This is a genomic window from Methanoculleus sp. UBA303, from assembly GCA_002501655.1.
In the GTDB taxonomy this organism is placed as follows: Archaea; Halobacteriota; Methanomicrobia; order Methanomicrobiales; family Methanoculleaceae; genus Methanoculleus.
This window is the reverse complement of the sequence record DANY01000024.1, coordinates 76,639-91,569: the sequence shown is the minus strand read 5'-3', so window position 1 is coordinate 91,569 and position 14,931 is coordinate 76,639. Positions and strand designations below refer to the sequence as shown.

The 14,931-nt window shown below is 60.8% G+C and carries 22 protein-coding genes and 2 tRNA genes; 5 read left to right on the top strand and 19 right to left on the bottom strand.

All coding sequences use genetic code 11. The features are described 5' to 3' along the window. Positions 1-160 precede the first annotated feature (160 nt). Entirely contained in the window at positions 161-703 is a 543-nt protein-coding gene (locus BP846_RS05130; RefSeq protein WP_292393158.1) for an aldolase, read from the top strand. On the opposite strand, the gene aglJ is transcribed toward BP846_RS05130, so the two are convergent. Then, entirely contained in the window at positions 674-1,600 is a 927-nt protein-coding gene (gene aglJ, locus BP846_RS05125) for an S-layer glycoprotein N-glycosyltransferase AglJ (protein ID WP_292393096.1), read from the bottom strand. The two genes, BP846_RS05130 and aglJ, sit on opposite strands and share 30 nt — an antisense overlap. Before the next feature lie 39 nt (positions 1,601-1,639). Here aglJ and BP846_RS05120 point away from each other — a divergent pair, with 39 nt between their 5' ends. Then, positions 1,640-2,221, top strand: coding sequence for a DUF99 family protein (locus BP846_RS05120; RefSeq protein WP_292393093.1), 582 nt, complete (start codon positions 1,640-1,642; stop codon positions 2,219-2,221). Here the strand turns inward: BP846_RS05120 and BP846_RS05115 are convergent. The 3 genes from BP846_RS05115 to BP846_RS05105 are packed head-to-tail and all read right to left on the bottom strand — an operon-like array spanning position 2,211 to position 4,182. Continuing rightward, positions 2,211-2,657 carry a universal stress protein gene (locus tag BP846_RS05115; RefSeq protein ID WP_292393091.1) on the bottom strand — a complete coding sequence of 149 codons (447 nt, stop codon included), beginning with the start codon at positions 2,655-2,657 and terminating at the stop codon, positions 2,211-2,213. The genes BP846_RS05120 and BP846_RS05115 overlap by 11 nt on opposite strands. A 45-nt stretch (positions 2,658-2,702) precedes the next feature. Continuing rightward, positions 2,703-3,251 carry an archaellin/type IV pilin N-terminal domain-containing protein gene (locus tag BP846_RS05110; protein ID WP_292393089.1) on the bottom strand — a complete coding sequence of 183 codons (549 nt, stop codon included), beginning with the start codon at positions 3,249-3,251 and terminating at the stop codon, positions 2,703-2,705. A gap of 19 nt (positions 3,252-3,270) precedes the next feature. Further along, positions 3,271-4,182 carry a transglutaminase domain-containing protein gene (locus BP846_RS05105; RefSeq protein ID WP_292393087.1) on the bottom strand — a complete coding sequence of 304 codons (912 nt, stop codon included), beginning with the start codon at positions 4,180-4,182 and terminating at the stop codon, positions 3,271-3,273. Between the two features lie 290 nt (positions 4,183-4,472). Between BP846_RS05105 and BP846_RS05100 the strand changes: the two genes are divergently transcribed. Further along, positions 4,473-5,411 carry a radical SAM protein gene (locus BP846_RS05100; RefSeq protein ID WP_292393086.1) on the top strand — a complete coding sequence of 313 codons (939 nt, stop codon included), beginning with the start codon at positions 4,473-4,475 and terminating at the stop codon, positions 5,409-5,411. Between the two features lie 72 nt (positions 5,412-5,483). After that, on the top strand, positions 5,484-6,212 hold the full coding sequence (locus BP846_RS05095; protein ID WP_292393084.1) for a PP2C family protein-serine/threonine phosphatase: 729 nt from the start codon (positions 5,484-5,486) through the stop codon (positions 6,210-6,212). A 30-nt stretch (positions 6,213-6,242) separates the two neighbouring features. Here BP846_RS05095 and BP846_RS05090 read toward each other — a convergent pair whose 3' ends face one another. The 4 genes from BP846_RS05090 to BP846_RS05075 form a co-directional block, all read right to left on the bottom strand. Continuing rightward, positions 6,243-6,725: a HEAT repeat domain-containing protein gene (locus tag BP846_RS05090; protein ID WP_292393083.1), complete on the bottom strand. Its 483-nt coding sequence runs from the start codon at positions 6,723-6,725 to the stop codon at positions 6,243-6,245. Positions 6,726-7,033: 308 nt separating this feature from the next. After that, the gene (locus BP846_RS05085; protein WP_292393081.1) at positions 7,034-7,333 is read right to left on the bottom strand and encodes a hypothetical protein; all 300 of its coding nucleotides are present in this window, start codon (positions 7,331-7,333) and stop codon (positions 7,034-7,036) included. A 50-nt stretch (positions 7,334-7,383) separates the two neighbouring features. Beyond that, positions 7,384-7,456 (bottom strand) — tRNA-Asp (locus BP846_RS05080). 18 nt (positions 7,457-7,474) lie between these two features. Next, a tRNA-Tyr gene (locus BP846_RS05075) sits at positions 7,475-7,581 on the bottom strand. A gap of 132 nt (positions 7,582-7,713) precedes the next feature. On the opposite strand from BP846_RS05075, the gene BP846_RS05070 reads away from it, so the two are divergent. After that, positions 7,714-9,273, top strand: a complete 1,560-nt coding sequence (locus tag BP846_RS05070) for a 2-isopropylmalate synthase (RefSeq protein ID WP_292393079.1) — start codon at positions 7,714-7,716, stop codon at positions 9,271-9,273. A gap of 42 nt (positions 9,274-9,315) precedes the next feature. On the opposite strand, the gene BP846_RS05065 is transcribed toward BP846_RS05070, so the two are convergent. The 11 genes from BP846_RS05065 to moaC form a co-directional block, all read right to left on the bottom strand. Then, a complete protein-coding gene (locus BP846_RS05065; protein ID WP_292393077.1) occupies positions 9,316-9,681 on the bottom strand; it encodes a prefoldin subunit beta in 366 nt (121 codons plus the stop codon). Between the two features lie 252 nt (positions 9,682-9,933). Continuing rightward, complete coding sequence (locus BP846_RS05060) at positions 9,934-10,179, bottom strand: KEOPS complex subunit Pcc1 (RefSeq protein WP_292393075.1); 246 nt, start codon at positions 10,177-10,179, stop codon at positions 9,934-9,936. Beyond that, the gene (locus BP846_RS05055; RefSeq protein WP_292393073.1) at positions 10,176-10,580 is read right to left on the bottom strand and encodes a hypothetical protein; all 405 of its coding nucleotides are present in this window, start codon (positions 10,578-10,580) and stop codon (positions 10,176-10,178) included. Before BP846_RS05055 ends, BP846_RS05060 begins: the two co-directional genes overlap by 4 nt. Next, the gene (locus tag BP846_RS05050) at positions 10,577-10,708 is read right to left on the bottom strand and encodes a DNA-directed RNA polymerase subunit P (protein ID WP_011844513.1); all 132 of its coding nucleotides are present in this window, start codon (positions 10,706-10,708) and stop codon (positions 10,577-10,579) included. Before BP846_RS05050 ends, BP846_RS05055 begins: the two co-directional genes overlap by 4 nt. A 6-nt stretch (positions 10,709-10,714) precedes the next feature. After that, a complete protein-coding gene (locus tag BP846_RS05045) occupies positions 10,715-11,005 on the bottom strand; it encodes a 50S ribosomal protein L37ae (protein ID WP_292393071.1) in 291 nt (96 codons plus the stop codon). A 55-nt stretch (positions 11,006-11,060) separates the two neighbouring features. After that, positions 11,061-11,765: a ribosome assembly factor SBDS gene (locus BP846_RS05040; RefSeq protein ID WP_292393068.1), complete on the bottom strand. Its 705-nt coding sequence runs from the start codon at positions 11,763-11,765 to the stop codon at positions 11,061-11,063. 12 nt (positions 11,766-11,777) lie between these two features. Then, positions 11,778-12,500: an archaeal proteasome endopeptidase complex subunit alpha gene (gene psmA, locus BP846_RS05035; RefSeq protein ID WP_292393066.1), complete on the bottom strand. Its 723-nt coding sequence runs from the start codon at positions 12,498-12,500 to the stop codon at positions 11,778-11,780. Continuing rightward, complete coding sequence (locus BP846_RS05030) at positions 12,500-12,982, bottom strand: Rpp14/Pop5 family protein (RefSeq protein WP_292393062.1); 483 nt, start codon at positions 12,980-12,982, stop codon at positions 12,500-12,502. The genes psmA and BP846_RS05030 overlap by 1 nt, the downstream gene beginning before the upstream one ends. Beyond that, entirely contained in the window at positions 12,979-13,623 is a 645-nt protein-coding gene (locus BP846_RS05025; RefSeq protein WP_292393061.1) for an RNase P subunit p30 family protein, read from the bottom strand. Before BP846_RS05025 ends, BP846_RS05030 begins: the two co-directional genes overlap by 4 nt. A 31-nt stretch (positions 13,624-13,654) precedes the next feature. Beyond that, positions 13,655-14,245 carry a 50S ribosomal protein L15e gene (locus BP846_RS05020; protein ID WP_292393060.1) on the bottom strand — a complete coding sequence of 197 codons (591 nt, stop codon included), beginning with the start codon at positions 14,243-14,245 and terminating at the stop codon, positions 13,655-13,657. A gap of 129 nt (positions 14,246-14,374) precedes the next feature. Next, a complete protein-coding gene (moaC, locus tag BP846_RS05015) occupies positions 14,375-14,869 on the bottom strand; it encodes a cyclic pyranopterin monophosphate synthase MoaC (protein ID WP_292393059.1) in 495 nt (164 codons plus the stop codon). Positions 14,870-14,931: the final 62 nt, after the last annotated feature.

Here is a 14,931-nt window from a genome sequence, read left to right as displayed (position 1 = left end):
TCTTCCCGGGGCTCGTGCCCGGTTCCCCCGGTGCCCGGCAAGGTTGCTCTTTTCGGGAGGGCACGATGTATCCGGACGCTCATGCCCCCGGCATAACCCCGGGGCAGCACATATCCCCGGGCATGTCGAAGTGTTCTGTAAGGAAGTCTGGGTGCAGAAGATGCTGGACCAGGAATTTGAACGGATAGGGAAGCGGCTCTTCCTCGAGGGCCTTGTCGGAGCGAATTTTGGGAACATGAGTGTGCGCACTGAAGGCGGGTTCTTCATCACCCGGACCGGCGCCTACCTGGACGCCCGGGAGATGCCGGCGTTTGTGCCTGAGGCAGGCGATGTCCCGCGTGAGGCATCAAGCGAGTACCGGGTCCACCGGGAGGTCTACCTGGAGACGCCGCACCGCACCATCGTCCACGCCCACCCGGTCCACGCCGTCGCCGCATCGCTCGACGCCGATATCGTCCGGCCGGCCGACAGCGAGGGCGGGATGCTCTGCCCGGAGATCCCGGTTGTTCCCGGGAATCCGGGGACCGACGAGATTGCGCACAACGTTGCGGAGGCGCTCCGGGGCGGCCATATCGTCATCGTCCGCGGTCACGGGACGTTTGCCGCCGGAAAAACGCTGGACGAGGCGTATATCTACACCTCGATCGCCGAGTACGCCTGCCGGATCCTCTTCTTAACGGGGCGGCTCGGCAGGGTTCTGTAACTGCTCGATCTGGCGGGTGGTCTCGCGATGGAACCCAAGAAGCATGTCGCTGATCACCCCAAACATGAAGATCTGAAAGCCTATGGTGATCAGGAGGACCGTGAGGATGGTGAGCGGCAGGTGCTCGACGTTCCTGAACCATTCGAGGATGACGTAGATGCCGGTGACGCCCCCTGCAAGCGATATGAAGAGACCGATGATCCCGAAGTAAAAGATAGGGTTGTTCATCTTTGCGAGCCGGTATATGGTCGAGAATATCCTCGCGCCGTCCTGGAGGGGGTTTAATTTGGTGACCGTGCCGGGCCTCGCGATATACCGGACCGGGACGACCGTGATTCGCTGCCCGTTTCTCACCGCCTCGACCGCCATCTCCGTCTCGATCTCGAACCCCGACTCTTTGAGGGTCATCTGCCGGATCGAGTGGAGGGTAAAGGCGCGGTAGCCGGAGAGGATATCACAGAGATCCCGGCCGTGCGCGATCTTGAACAGGAGGTTAAGGAGCTGGTTGCCGAGGAGGTTTAACCGGGTGAATGCCTCTCCCTCGGGGTTGACGAGGCGGTCGCCGATGACGTGGTCGAACCCGAGGCTGAGGGGATTGAGCATCTTATCCGCGTCGTCCAGTGAGTAGGTGCCGTCACCGTCGAGCATAAGCACGTAGGGCTCATCGATGATCTCCACGGCCTCGATGATGGCGTTGCCTTTTCCCTTTCCCGTCTGTGTCCGGACAACAGCTCCTGCAGATCGTGCGATATCGGGTGTTCCATCGGTGCTGTTCCCGTCCATGACGAGGATATGTTGAAAACCGCGCTGCCGGAACCCCTCAATCAACTCGCCGATCGTCGGGGCCTCGTTTAACGTGGGGATGAAGATGCATACCTCATCTCGCTCGATGTTCATCGGTGTACTATATCCAATTTAGTATCATAAGGGCTTCGCATGCACGTAGCCAAATCGGGGCTCCGGGCTCTCGGTATCGCCGAGAGTTATTCCGGACGGGAGCGATCCACCCTTGCCGGCGCTGTCATGCGAAAGGACCTCCTGATTGATGGGGTGGCCTTTGCCCGGGTAACCGTCGGGGGGTCGGATGCGACCGATGCGGTCATCCGGCTCTTCAGCAGTCTCGGGCGCCGGGACATCAACCTCCTGATGGTCGGCGGGAGCATCATCGCCTGGTACAACATCATCGATCCGGCGGCGGTGCAGGAGGCGACCAATCTCCCCATCATCGTTGCCACCTACGAGGAGTCAGAGGGGCTCGCAGAGGATATCCGTCGTCATTTCCCGGACGATGCCGGCAGGCTCGCAGCATACCGGCGACTCGGCGACCGGATTCCTGTTCGGCTGCACACCGGATATGATCTGTTCATCCGCCCCTACGGCCTCTCCCCTGAGGATGCTGCGAGGCTCTGCAACGACTTCACGCATGAAGGGAGGGTGCCCGAGCCCATCAGGGTGGCGCGGCTCATCGCCCGGGGCATCGTCCGGTCGTCCGAATGTAGCGGGGTCGTCAGCCTCTGACGACCATGACCGTTGATGTTGCGTGATCGACGACGTAGGAACTGACGCTCCCGAGGAAGAAGCGGTCGAGCCGGCCCCTGCCGTGTGACCCGACCACCGTCAGGTCGGCACCGAGTTCCCGGGCCAGTGCGGTGATCTCGGCTCCCGGGTGGCCCCAGCACTTGTGGACGATTATCTGGAGGCCGGCAACGACTGCACGCTGTTGTGCGTCAGCGAGGGTCTCGTCCGCCTCCCGCTCAAGCGAGTCCAGGAGCGCCTGCCTTGCTATATCAGAAGGTTCGAATTCGTTGAGGGGCAGTGCAGGATATGTGCCGGCCTGAATGACGTGCACGACATGTACGGAGGCTTGCATCGCGCGGGCAACGTCCAGTGCCTCTTCGAGCGCACGGCGGCTGATCTCCGACCCGTCGACCGCCGAAAGTATCGTCTTGAACATAATTCTCCTTTAGACGCGTGCCGGTACAAATACATGTCTTTGCGGTCATGCCCGGACGGTGTGCTTCGATACCACCTTGCCCGTCAGTTTGTCCACGATCTCCACGGTGATCTCTACACCCGGAACGAGCGTCTCGTCGGCAAGGTCGACCTCCATCTCCTCGCCCGGGTTCCAGTAAGGGGAGCGGCAACCCGCGCCTTTGAGGTACCGCACCCCGTAATGGTGTGACGGTATGAGGAGGTGGCCGTTTAGGGTATGGACGGTGCAGGTCCTCTGGCCGTCCCGGTAGAAGACCGCCCTCAGGCAATCGTTCTCGTAGACTGTGCTGCCGTTGTTGAGGAGGTAGACCCTGCTTGCATAGGTCAGTTCTCCGGTAGCCCCGCTCGTGTGGACGATCTCGGTGATGACGATCGGGGGCAGCGAAGGCTCCGCCCACGACCAGGAGGGGATCATCCCGAGCAGAATCAGGAGGAGGAGGATGGCGAGGATGACCGTGATGGCGACCATCAGGAGCGTGGCATGGGTGTGCGAGAGGCCGCGGTCGTCCGGAGAGACGTTCCAGCGCCCTGCAGGAAGTTTCGGTGCCCTCTTCACGGCACCCGGCGGCCGGCCCCTAATACGGCATCCCGTACCACTGGGCCAGGTTCCGGTACCGCCCGTAGGTGTACTGGTCTAACTCTCTGCCCATGCCCCGGATCCTGTTCCACTCGGCAGCGTCGGTATGCTCCCGCCAGATCCCCTCAAAGGCGTCCCCATCCGCCACGACGAAGACCTCCGGGGCCGACCTCAACCTTCCGGCCCCGCCATAGTCCCCTCCAGCATCGGTCGGAATGGCCGGCACGGTGGTCTCGATGAACGCGTAGCCCGTCTTCCCGTAACAGTACCGGGCAGGAGCCTTGATGCCCACGGCCATGTGCTGCTCCTGCCCGAAGTGCAAGACCGCAACGCCGTACCCCAGCTCCCGGAGGAGGTGCGCAAGCAGGAGCGACTTCTCGTCACAGTCCCCGTTCTGGTGGTAGAGCACGTGGTAGGGGTACTTGGCGAGCGTATCGAACGAGTAATCGATGTAGGGGATCTTCTGCACCATGCTGATCGCGGCCCGCACCTGGTCGTCGGGCTTTTCCTCCGCCGCCCGGATGTTCTCAGCCAGCTGCTTGAGGTATCGGTCCTGGACGCTCTCGTCGACAAACTGAAGCCAGTAGTCGCGTTCATCATCGTATGAGACAGGGTACTTCGTGGAGAGATAGTCGTTGACGCCCCGGTAGGCATCAAACCGGATCAGGCCCGGCTTACCGCGGAGAACATACGGGTAATTGATGGTTTTTTCTCCCGTCTCCAGGTCTTCTGGGGCGACCTGAAGGGAGGCGGGTGTGCCCGACGGCCCGGCGACCAGCGCCCCGATCGACGAATAGATGTCTCCACCCCATATGACGGCTATGCCGATGATGACGAGAACGATGATCACCCCGCCAGGAGGGGTTCTGCGCGGTGTGCGACTGCACGCACGGTTACGTTCGCCGGGCATACGATAATGAAGAATTATTCACGCGGAATATAAACGTTGTCAAAATCATTCTTTGCCGGGCGGGGGTAAAGGGAAATAGTATTCGAGGCGAACCGTGATGCCGATGTTCGACACCGTAGCCGGGAGCCTGCTAGGAGGCTCGCCGGGTGAGCACGAGGCGTCCGCCCGGCACTCTTCGTCGACCCTTCCGCCACCCCGGACAGGTGTCCCGCCGTCGTATCCTCCACCGGGGGATGAGCCCTGCAGGGGGAGGGGGTAAACTTTCTTCTGCTTCAGGCCCAGGGTGGATCATGGTCGAAGCAGAACAAACCCAGCTGCCCGGATACATACGCTTGTCCGGGAGCGGCGAACTGGAGGACCGGGCGCGGCGGGCGCATGAGATGCTCCGCGACTGCGTCGTCTGCCCCCAGGAGTGCCATGTGAACCGTATTGAAGACGAATTGGGGTTCTGCCGGACCGGTCTCCTCCCAATGGTCTCGAGTTACAGCCCGCACTTCGGTGAAGAGCCGCCGCTCGTGGGGAACTACGGGTCGGGGACGATATTCTTCGGAGGCTGCAACATGCGATGCGAGTTTTGCCAGAACTTTGGGGTCAGCCAGTGCGGGGTCGGCTCTGGAGTCCCGTGTGAAGACCTCGCCGAGATCATGCTCCGCCTGCAGGAACGCCGGTGTCACAACATCAACTTTGTCTCCCCCTCGCATATCGTCCCCCAGATCCTCCGTGCGGTCGCCATCGCCGCCGATCGCGGCCTCAATATCCCGTTGGTCTACAACAGCGGGGGCTACGACTCCGTGGAGACTCTCCGGCTCCTTGACGGCGTCATCGACATCTACATGCCGGACGCGAAGTACGGACGGGACGATGTGGCGTGGGAACTCTCCCATGCCCCCGACTACACCGCCCGCATGCAGGCCGCGCTCGCGGAGATGCACCGGCAGGTCGGGGACCTGGTGGTCAGAGATGGTCTTGCGGTGCGGGGCATGATCATCCGTCACCTGGTGCTCCCGGGGAACCTCGCAAACAGCGAGATCGTGATGCAGTTCATCGCCGAGGAGATCTCGCGGGACTCCTACGTGAACATCATGGCCCAGTACCATCCGGCGTGGAGGGCGGCTGAGGGAGGGAGAAGCCCGGTGCTTGCGGCGCTCCAGCGCCCGATCACGGCGCGGGAGTACGGGTATGCCATTGGTTGCGCCAGGGAGAACGGGCTGCATCGCGGGTTTCCTTAAGTAATGGGCGGGAAGTTCCGCCACCAAAAGAATATTCGATCAGGCGCCCCAGGATTCCTGGGTGCAGAGCAGGTGAGGGGAGAGTCAGGACTCCGGTACGCAGCGATGAGCGACCTCGGGGGGCGGGAACGGAATGAGGATGCATATTTTGCGGGTCGGGTGGACGGATATCATGTATTCGCCGTCGCCGACGGACTCGGTGGGCATGCCTGCGGAGACGTTGCGAGCAGGATGGCCGTCGCGGTCCTCGCAGAGGCTGCGGGCGAGGGCCTCTCTGAGGCCGGACCTGCCGCAGTGCTCGAAGATGCATTCCAGCGCGTAAACGCCGCAGTGTACGCCTACAACCGGGAGATGCGCCTGAACGCCGCAACAACGCTCTCGGCGGCGATCGTCAGCGAGTCAGGGAGGTGCTGGATCGGCACGGTGGGCGACAGCAGGACTCACATCGTGACACCGTCATCCGTCTGGCATACGCGCGACCAGAGTTACGTTCAGGGTCTGGTGGACGCAGGAGTACTCTCCCCTGCCGAAGCGATGCTCTATCCGGGAAAGAACATCCTGACGCAGGCACTCGGGCTTGAGACACGGGTGCAGGTCGACCTCGACCTCATGGAGATCGCCGGGGCGGTCCTGGTGATCACCTCGGACGGGCTCCACGACTACGTCCCGGAGAGCATGATTCGGGAGATCGTGATGGCGAGCGAGCCCGACGCGGCATGCCGGAGACTGATCGATGCCGCCAGGAACGCGGCAGGCACCGACAACATCACCGTTATCGTCGTGAGAAACGACTGCCCTTAGTGCGACGGATGGATGGGTATGGGGAGAGTGTTAAGCCCCATCCGCTCCCGCATCATGAAGCGCCGCATGGATCGCCGCACGGACGCCTTCGGTCGCCTCGTCCCTGAGAGCCGCACGGAGCATCCCGATCGCCTCCTCGCCGCCGATCTTCCCGAGGGAACCGGCAGCACTCCGCCGCACAAACTCGTTCTCGTCGCGCTGCATGGCTCCAAGGCGCGTAACTGCCCGGGGATCGCCAAGCAGCCCGAGCCCCTTCGCCGCCATGTAGCGGACATGGTCTTTTCCGTCGCCGAGGGCTGCAGTGAGGGGTGCATACGCCTCACCGTCACCGATCAGGCCAAGGGCCTCCGCCGCCCGGTAGCGCACCTTCCAGTCGCCGTCCTGTAGTAAGGCAATACAGGCAGGTACAGCCGGTCTTCCAATCGCTGCGAGCCCGTGCATAGCCTCCGCCCGCACCGCCTTATCCGGATCGGAGAGCCCGGCCAGCAGAGTGTCAGGGACCTGCCCGTTCAAACAACCGTCTCCAACCTCTGGTAGCACATTGTGGTTCATCTTATGTCACATCCGCAGCATAACTGCTCGTATCACACGTTAAGGGGGATTTATAATAAGAGTTGATCATTCGCCTTCAGGCGGCGAGCAGCGGGCAGGGTGCCCTCGGCACCTCATGCAGGTAAGGGGCCGCAAGGGTGAACCCCCGGTCCCGGTGGCACAGGACTGAATAACACTTCAGGAGAAGGGCAGAGGGCACCGTCGCATGACAATACTTCAGGCCGCCGGGGCCTGCCGTAGCACACTACCCCGGCGATCGCGATCCGCCGTCAGATCAGAAACCCGCAGGTATATAGTATCAAACCTGCAAGAACGAGAATACCAGTCCCGATGATGAGCGTCCCCAGAGTGTGGAATACGGGATCACTCTCAATCCATTTTGCCAGATCGTGCATGACACCGGATACTGCATTCAGGTATATATATTTTATCTGAGAAATAAAATTAAAATCCGGTATATAATAACTTTCAATTATCCCAATTACTGGATTGTAGCAGTTAGAGATTATGGCAAACCTACGGCACTTCCCGGCGTATTCCTGGCCGTCAGGGAGTAATTTCTCCTCCATCAGCGATGGAGATACGCTCCGCTGCATTCAGGGAAAATGGGAGGAAATTACGCCCAGGACGGAATTCGAATCCGTGTCGACGGCGTGACAGGCCGTCATGATAGGCCACTACACTACCTGGGCACTCTTTGTTGATGAGGATCCCGCCTCCCGGATTCGAACCGGGGACATCGCGGTAGCCGCGCAGTTCGCCCGAGAGCGAAGACTATACTACAGCCGCGCACTCTACCAGTCTGAGTTAAGGCGGGTCTCTGCTCTAATAATGTTAGCGGGAGTTGTTATTATAGATTTCGCCTAATCCTCCGGGCACTGCACGCTCCAGGTGTTATTCTTTATATACAACCTCCGATAATGAGTAAATATGAACTCTACAAACGCTGATGCACCCAGGAACGCTGAAGCGTACTGTCTTCTTCACCGATAGCCGTGCGAAAAGTAACGTCACTGTTTTCGACACCACACTGCGCGACGGTGAACAAACACCGGGCATCTCATTCACGCGTGAAGAGAAACTCGGTATTGCTGAGCAACTCTCCCTGATCGGAGTGCACACCATCGAAGCAGGCTTTCCCGCATCCTCCGATGCCGAGCGTGAGATCGTCAAGGCCATCAGGGGCCTTGGCCTGGATACGCAGGTCTGCGGCCTCGCGCGATCGCTCGCGGCCGATGTGGATGCGTGTATCGACTGCGACGTCGATATGGTCCATGTCTTCATCCCGACGTCCGATGTCCAGCGCGAGTACACCATCAGAAAGACCCGCGAGCAGGTCCTTGAGGCCACCGGCGACATCATCGCGTATGCCCGGGACCATATCGGCCAGTGCATGTTCTCCGCCATGGACGCCACGAGAACAGATCCGGATTACCTGATAGAGGTATACCGCACTGCGGTGGACGCCGGGGCCACGATCATCAACGTCCCCGACACGGTCGGGGTGATCACACCGACGGCCATGAAACACCTCATCACCCGGATCGACCGGGAGGTGAACTGCCCTATCGACGTCCACTGTCACAACGACTTCGGGCTTGCGGTGGCAAACACCATCGCGGCGGTCGAGAGCGGCGCCTCCCAGGTGCAGGTGACGGTGAACGGCATCGGCGAGCGGGCGGGCAACGCCGACCTCGCGCAGACTGTAATGGTCCTATCGTCCATCTATGGTATCGATACCGGAATCAGGACGACGAGCCTTGTCGAGACCTCCAGGCTTGTCTCGCGCTACGCAGGAATGAGCATCCCCGCTACACAGCCGATCGTCGGCGAGAACGCCTTTGCTCACGAGAGCGGGATCCACTCCCACGGCGTGATCACCCGATCGGATACGTTCGAACCCGGGATCATGACGCCGGAGATGGTCGGTCACCGGCGCAGGCTGAAACTCGGCAAACACGCCGGCAGGCATGCGGTCAGGCAGATGCTCGCCGAGGTGCACATGGAGCCCGCCGATGCCCAGCTGGACGAGATCGTCCTGCGGGTGAAGGGGATTGCCGGCAAGGGCAAGCGGGTGACGGATGCAGACCTCTACGAGATCGCCGGAAGCGTCATGCAGCTTGCGCCCGACGAGAAGACCCTGATACTCCAGGATGTCGCCATTATGACCGGCAACCACGTTATCCCGACAGCCAGTGTCAGGGCGACCGTCGAGGGAGTTGAGCATATCTTCTCGAGTGTCGGCAACGGGCCGGTGGATGCGGCCGTGCGAGCGATCCTCGGCATCATCCCGGCCCCGGTTCACCTCAAGGAGTTCAACATCGAGGCAATCTCCGGGGGCACCGATGCCCTGGGGCACGTCACCATCGCCGTCGAGGATGAGCGGGGCCGGGTCTTTGATGCCAGCGCCTCAAGCGACGATATCATCCTCGCATCGGTCGAGGCGGTGATCAACGCGATCAACCTCGTATGCCGGACACGAAAGAATGACAGAAAGCGGGATGAGTGAACACCTCACCCCTTTTTCACTCAGCAAAAATGAATTCGGGGTTCAGGTAGCGCCGGGAGGCTGCTGTTTCCCTTCCAGTGCTCCCCGGATCTGTGAGGACAACTGCTCAAACCTGCCCTGCAGGGCCTTCTCCTGCTTTTCGAGCGACTTAACCCGGAGTTCGAGCGTCTCGATGCGCTCGTTTAAGGAGGCGAGTACCTGTTCCCTGCTCTTCTGCATCATCACGCTGCCGACGTTCATGAAGACCGCCGCATCCTCAGAGACGTCAGCGAGATCCTCGACCGCCCGCCTGGCTTCGCGGATCGTCAGTTCGTACTGTGCTTTCTGTGAGACTACAGTCTGCAGCTGCTGCTGCATCTGCTGGAGCATCGCCAGCTGGTTCTGGACTTTCGGTGGAATATTTTCCATATTCATCAATCCTCATTGAATGGGGCGGAGATGGGTAACAATATTTGGGGTGGCGGACAGTGGGCCTTCCCGACCCTCTGTCCATTCTCTACATGATAGGGGCGTGGAACCCATAAAATGTGAGGGTTCGGGAAAGAGAACTTCGTCACGCCCATTCCCGGCCCATCATGTGCCCGGGGAAGGAGAACGATCCGCTCCCGGGGAAACCCGCGGTACCAGGAAAGGGACGGTTGCCATCGGCTCGCCCCGGCATTACCCGGATGGGACGGCGATCTCCCGAACCTCGACTGCTATGTTGATAAGTCGCAGCCAGGTGTTGAGGGCCGCCCGGAGCGCCGGTATGTCGGCGGCAGTCACCTCGAGGATGAGCGTATCGTCCCCCGCGAGCCGTACTCGGGCGGACGACCGGTCCCCCACGTCACCCATCTCCTGACAGACGGAGAGGTAGAGGGCACGGGCATCGGCGGTCGTGAACCGGAACGCTGCCGTATGCTTCACGGGACAACCTTCAGGGTGTAGCGTTTCCGCTGTGTCCCGTCGAAGACGATACGGTGCTCCGAGAGAGTTTCACCGGCAAAAACGACGTTGAGCTGATCCTTGAGCGCCTCGTATACGGGGCGGTCCGAGACGAAAAGCCCCCGGGTAATCTCTCCGGCACGCTTCTCGACGGCAAACGACTTGACGGAGATCTCCGCCACTGGTTCTACGTCCGAGAAGACCTGAATGAGAAAAAGAGGACCTGATTTGGAGACGATCACAATCGACTCATCAAGGGAGAAGAGATCACCCATGCCCGCCTTGCCACGGGTGATATACTCCCCGCCGATCGCGAACGCCAGATCCCGGGAGAGGGAGCGCACCTCGGGGAGCGGTTTGCGTGACGTCGTGACGACCGTCATCGAGCCTTCAGATCTTTTATTCCGGCTCCGCGTTCCTTAAAGAGGATGCGGTGTCCGCAGTAGGGACAGCGTATATTTACATCGATCTCCACTTTCTGTTTACAACGAGCGCACTTATAGGCAGCCAAGACTGATTAGCCCTCCCTCTGCAGCGAGCGCTCGATGCTCCTCACAGCCACGCGCATCGCCGGAGTCTCCGGGACGTAGCTGCCACCTGCAAACTTAAACCCGCACTTGCGGCATGTCCAGATACCTGTTCCTTCACGCCGGACCGATTCCTGGTCGCAGCGGGGGCAGGCGTGACGTGCGCGGGAGACCTGCTCAATCTGGTTTACTCTCTTCCGGATAAACCGGCCGTACCTCGGGCCGAGACGCCCGGCACTTCCAACTACCCTGCCCTTGGCCCTCTGTTTGCGACTTGCCATTTCGCGTACCTCTTGTATGTCCTCTAATTTTTGTGCTGTCGATTAATATAGTTACTCACGACTTGCGTTCGACAATCCGGGTCTCTGCATTCCCCTTGGAGATTTTATTGATCAGGTCATAGAACTCTTCCTGGATACCCGCCGGAATTCTGACGACGGCAATCCAGGAACCATCCTTCTGCCACTCGTTCTGCTCGAGCGTCACCGCTGTCTGGAGCTCCCCGTAGGCCTTCGCGGCATAATCCGCGGGGATCTTCACAGCGATGCGGACCTCCTCAAACCGTATGGGGAGAAGGGGGCGGAGTGCCTTGACTACCTCTTTGACCTGCTCCTCCACGGACTTGAAGGGGTCGATGTTCACCCTCGCCTCTTCCATAGCAAGCTCGATACGCTGCGGCGGGTGAGGGAAACCAGACTGCGGGTTGACGGCGTTCCTTGATATGAACGTGACGACACGGTTCCGCTTCTCGGCGATAAGGTGGCGGCGCTGTTCGGAGGTGAGATGGATCTCGCCCTTCTGGATGATCCTGAGTGCGACCGGCTCGAACTCGGTCGTCTTGAAGACCTTCAGGAGGGCCTCGTCTGAGGCCCGCTCAGCATGAGCGGCGTTCGAGAAGACGTAGTCGGCTGCAACCGCCTCCTCCAGTTCGACGTCATCCCCCTGACGGATACGCATAGCCTGATCAGGGTCGACAAGCACCTCAAACCGTTCTCCGTAACTCTCAAGCCGCGCTACAACGGCCTGGTCCAGGGGTATCATGGATGGTAACGCTCACTCTTCGAACTGATCAACGTAGGTCTTCACTTCGTCCTTCCCTAGCTTCCGGAACTCCCGGGTCGCGATGGAGACAACGCCGATCTCGATGGCGCTCACATCCAGCTTGCCTTCTGTTGCGGCGTGCAGGGCCTTGATACCGAGTTTGATGGCGCCGGTGAAGTCCGCCTCTTCCTGGTACTCGTCCTCGAAGACCTTCATGACCGCAGGCCGGCCTGTGCCGATCCCGGTCGCCTTGTATTCGAGCAGCGTGCCGCTTGGATCGGTCTCAAACAGCCGGGCCTCTCCGTCGCTGACCCCTGCAATCAGGAGAGCAGTTCCGTAGGGGCGCGCACCGCCGAACTGGGTGTACGTCTGCATGTGGTCGCAGAGTTTCTTGGCCAGGGTCTCGACGTTGATGGGCTCGTTGTAGGAGACCCGGTTGATCTGAGACTCGACCCGTGCCCTATCCACAAGGGACCGCGCATCGCCGACGAGACCGGAGGACGCCACACCGATGTGCGTGTCGATCTTGAAGATCTTCTCGATGGACACCGGTTCGAGGAGACGGGACGTCACCCTTTTGTCAACAATCAGCACGACGCCTTCGCTGCACTTGATGCCGACGGCCGTTGTGCCCCGTTTCACTGCTTCTCTGGCGTACTCAACCTGATAGAGCCTTCCGTCCGGGCTGAATACCGTGATCGCCCGGTCATATCCCATTTGATATTGTGGTTGCATTATCGTTCCTCCAAATCGGCTTCGGTGAAAAACAATGACATCTGATGCTTAATACCTTTTTCAACCAAATCAACCTTTTGACGGGGATAGCGGTACACCGTAAAATAATTCTCCCCGAGCTTCATCTCCCCGGTCTCGGAGAGGAGCCGGATCGGCTTTATCCGGCGCCGTAGTGCATGGATGGTCCCGGAGGTGGCGACCGTCCGGAGTGCAGCCTGCTCGTCCCCGATCGCGGTGACCGTTGCAAGAGCGGTGGCGATATCCTTCTCTGTTCCCCGGCGGCACCGGACCACCGCATACCCGCCGTCGCAGAAGACCACCGCCGGCTGCGCAAGACCGGTAGCCGCATCCCCCCAGAGGGACGTCGCGGCCTCGATGACCGAGAGATACACCTGTTTCTGGTCCACCTTCATCCCGTAAGGGAGGATCCGCGCCAGGATGTAACGTCGCTTTGTCCGCATCGCCGGGGGCCTTGGCTTCATCTGACCACCCTCACAGGCCGCTCGGGTTCAATAAGCCGGCCAATGGATCCGAGGGCCTCACTCACTTCCCCCCCGGTCATGCCGAAGAGCGCGCAGAGGCCCCGGACGTCGCGGACGGGCCGCTGCCCAAGTATCGAGCATGCGCCCGACGATATCGTCAGCGGAAAGCCATAGCGCCGTTGGAGCGAAAGGATGTCCGCATACCGCTGGAGCACCCTCTGGCGTCTGGTCCCCCGGTACTGTATGATGGGAGCCATCGAGACGTCCACCGCCACGCTATGCTCTGCTGCCGACCGTGCAGCGACATGGTCGAAGGCGTTCCTCCGGGCGTTATGGATGTTCCTGACGACGTGCACCTCTTTCACCGAGACGATGGCCCGGTTGAAGGAGGTATCCCCTGCGTTGACAAAGACCACGTCGGCACGCCGGGCGACGGGCCCGCGCACCTGCCTGATGACGTCCTTCTGGGACGAGGCACTGATCACGGTACCCCGGAGAACCTCCAGTCCGGGGACCCGGTGCCCCCCCTCGCCGATGGCTACGATGCTATCGAACCCGAGTTCTGCTGCTTCGAGCGCCATCCGCGCAAGCGTAGAGTCACCGTCAGGATAGGGACATACGCTGGCATCTGTGATCTTCATCGTGGGCAGGCCGTATGCAAAAAAGGGGTATTTATTTGCCGCGGTTTGCATTGGAACGGATGCTCGGGCGGGTCTTCTCGGTCCCACGCCCACGCGTCCGCATGCCGCGGCCCTTCATGCCGGCAGAGGTCTTGCCGCGCTCTGCCCGACCCCGGTGAACGGGGTCAGCCAGCCATGCGAGGTTGCGGTCGCTCCGGATCGACGGGTGATGACCGTCGACCAGGATCACCTCAAACCACCTGGACCGTCCGTCCTCCCCGACCCAGTAGGAGTTTAAGGCCTCCATGTTCGGGAACTTGCGGGACGCACGCTCTTCGGCCATACGCTGCAGACTCTTTGCCGGGGTCATCCGGCGCATGCCCATGCGTGCGGTTCTGCGCCCGCGGATGTACCGGGGCTTCCTCCGGCCGCCGCGGCGGACCTTGACCCGCACAACGACGATCCCCTGTTTGGCCTTGTAGCCAAGCGAGCGGGCCCGGTCGATCCGGGTCGGATGCTCCACACGCACGACACTCCCCTCGCGCCGCCACTTCTGGAGGCGCTCCCAGAGGAGACCTTTCACTTCCGACCTATCAGGCCGCTTCCATGCCTCCCGAACGTAGGCATACATTGATTTCGCCATTTTTCAGATCACCTCAGGTTCAGCGTTTCCGCCACATGCCTTTCCGGGACGTATCCCGTGGTTCCTAACAGGTTGACGAGAGCGTTAATAAAGAATTCCTTTTTCCCAGCGCCGTGCCCGCAGGAGAACCTAGATCCCCTTCCGCTTCTCTACGACGTGGATGGCATCGATCCTGGTGACCGGATACTGCCCGTTCTCGTCTTTCTCCGCCGACTTGACCATGTCCCAGACGGTGAGAAGAGCAACGGAGACACCGGTGAGGGCTTCCATCTCGACACCCGTCCTCCCGTGGGACTTCACGCGGGCGGTCGCCTCGATGTAGCCGTCTCCCTCCTCAAAATCAATGGTGATGCCCCCGAGCGGTATGGGGTGGCACATGGGAATGATGCGTGGGGTGTCCTTCACCGCGAGGGTAGCCGCCACCCGCGCGGTCGCAAGCACGTTGCCCTTGACCGCGGTTCCTTCCCGGATGGCGCGGAGCGTCGCGCTCCGCAGGTAGATTCTACCGCTCGCAACTGCTTCGCGGATGACCTCGGTCTTTCCCGAGATATCCACCATCTGCGCGCGGTCGTTCTCTATGTGGGTGAAGACCGGGCTTTCACCATGTTCGCCGGACTTGTTCATGTATATCAAGAGATCTTCTGTTCTTTTGGGGATAAAAGAGGGCGCCTCCGGGCCACCGTGGG

Excerpts from the sequence above, each read along its gene's own strand:
- BP846_RS05085 (WP_292393081.1), bottom strand. The coding sequence starts at position 7,333 with ATGGAGGAGAAATTACTCCCTGACGGCCAGGAATACGCCGGGAAGTGC.
- BP846_RS05025 (WP_292393061.1), bottom strand. The coding sequence starts at position 13,623 with ATGAAGATCACAGATGCCAGCGTATGTCCCTATCCTGACGGTGACTCT.
- BP846_RS05030 (WP_292393062.1), bottom strand. The coding sequence starts at position 12,982 with ATGAAGCCAAGGCCCCCGGCGATGCGGACAAAGCGACGTTACATCCTG.
- BP846_RS05020 (WP_292393060.1), bottom strand. The coding sequence starts at position 14,245 with ATGGCGAAATCAATGTATGCCTACGTTCGGGAGGCATGGAAGCGGCCT.
- aglJ (WP_292393096.1), bottom strand. The coding sequence starts at position 1,600 with ATGAACATCGAGCGAGATGAGGTATGCATCTTCATCCCCACGTTAAAC.
- BP846_RS05065 (WP_292393077.1), bottom strand. The coding sequence starts at position 9,681 with ATGGAAAATATTCCACCGAAAGTCCAGAACCAGCTGGCGATGCTCCAG.
- BP846_RS05100 (WP_292393086.1), top strand. The coding sequence starts at position 4,473 with ATGGTCGAAGCAGAACAAACCCAGCTGCCCGGATACATACGCTTGTCC.
- BP846_RS05130 (WP_292393158.1), top strand. The coding sequence starts at position 161 with ATGCTGGACCAGGAATTTGAACGGATAGGGAAGCGGCTCTTCCTCGAG.
- BP846_RS05115 (WP_292393091.1), bottom strand. The coding sequence starts at position 2,657 with ATGTTCAAGACGATACTTTCGGCGGTCGACGGGTCGGAGATCAGCCGC.
- psmA (WP_292393066.1), bottom strand. The coding sequence starts at position 12,500 with ATGCAACCACAATATCAAATGGGATATGACCGGGCGATCACGGTATTC.
- BP846_RS05070 (WP_292393079.1), top strand. The coding sequence starts at position 7,714 with ATGCACCCAGGAACGCTGAAGCGTACTGTCTTCTTCACCGATAGCCGT.
- BP846_RS05045 (WP_292393071.1), bottom strand. The coding sequence starts at position 11,005 with ATGGCAAGTCGCAAACAGAGGGCCAAGGGCAGGGTAGTTGGAAGTGCC.
- BP846_RS05040 (WP_292393068.1), bottom strand. The coding sequence starts at position 11,765 with ATGATACCCCTGGACCAGGCCGTTGTAGCGCGGCTTGAGAGTTACGGA.
- moaC (WP_292393059.1), bottom strand. The coding sequence starts at position 14,869 with ATGAACAAGTCCGGCGAACATGGTGAAAGCCCGGTCTTCACCCACATA.
- BP846_RS05120 (WP_292393093.1), top strand. The coding sequence starts at position 1,640 with ATGCACGTAGCCAAATCGGGGCTCCGGGCTCTCGGTATCGCCGAGAGT.
- BP846_RS05055 (WP_292393073.1), bottom strand. The coding sequence starts at position 10,580 with ATGACGGTCGTCACGACGTCACGCAAACCGCTCCCCGAGGTGCGCTCC.
- BP846_RS05105 (WP_292393087.1), bottom strand. The coding sequence starts at position 4,182 with ATGCCCGGCGAACGTAACCGTGCGTGCAGTCGCACACCGCGCAGAACC.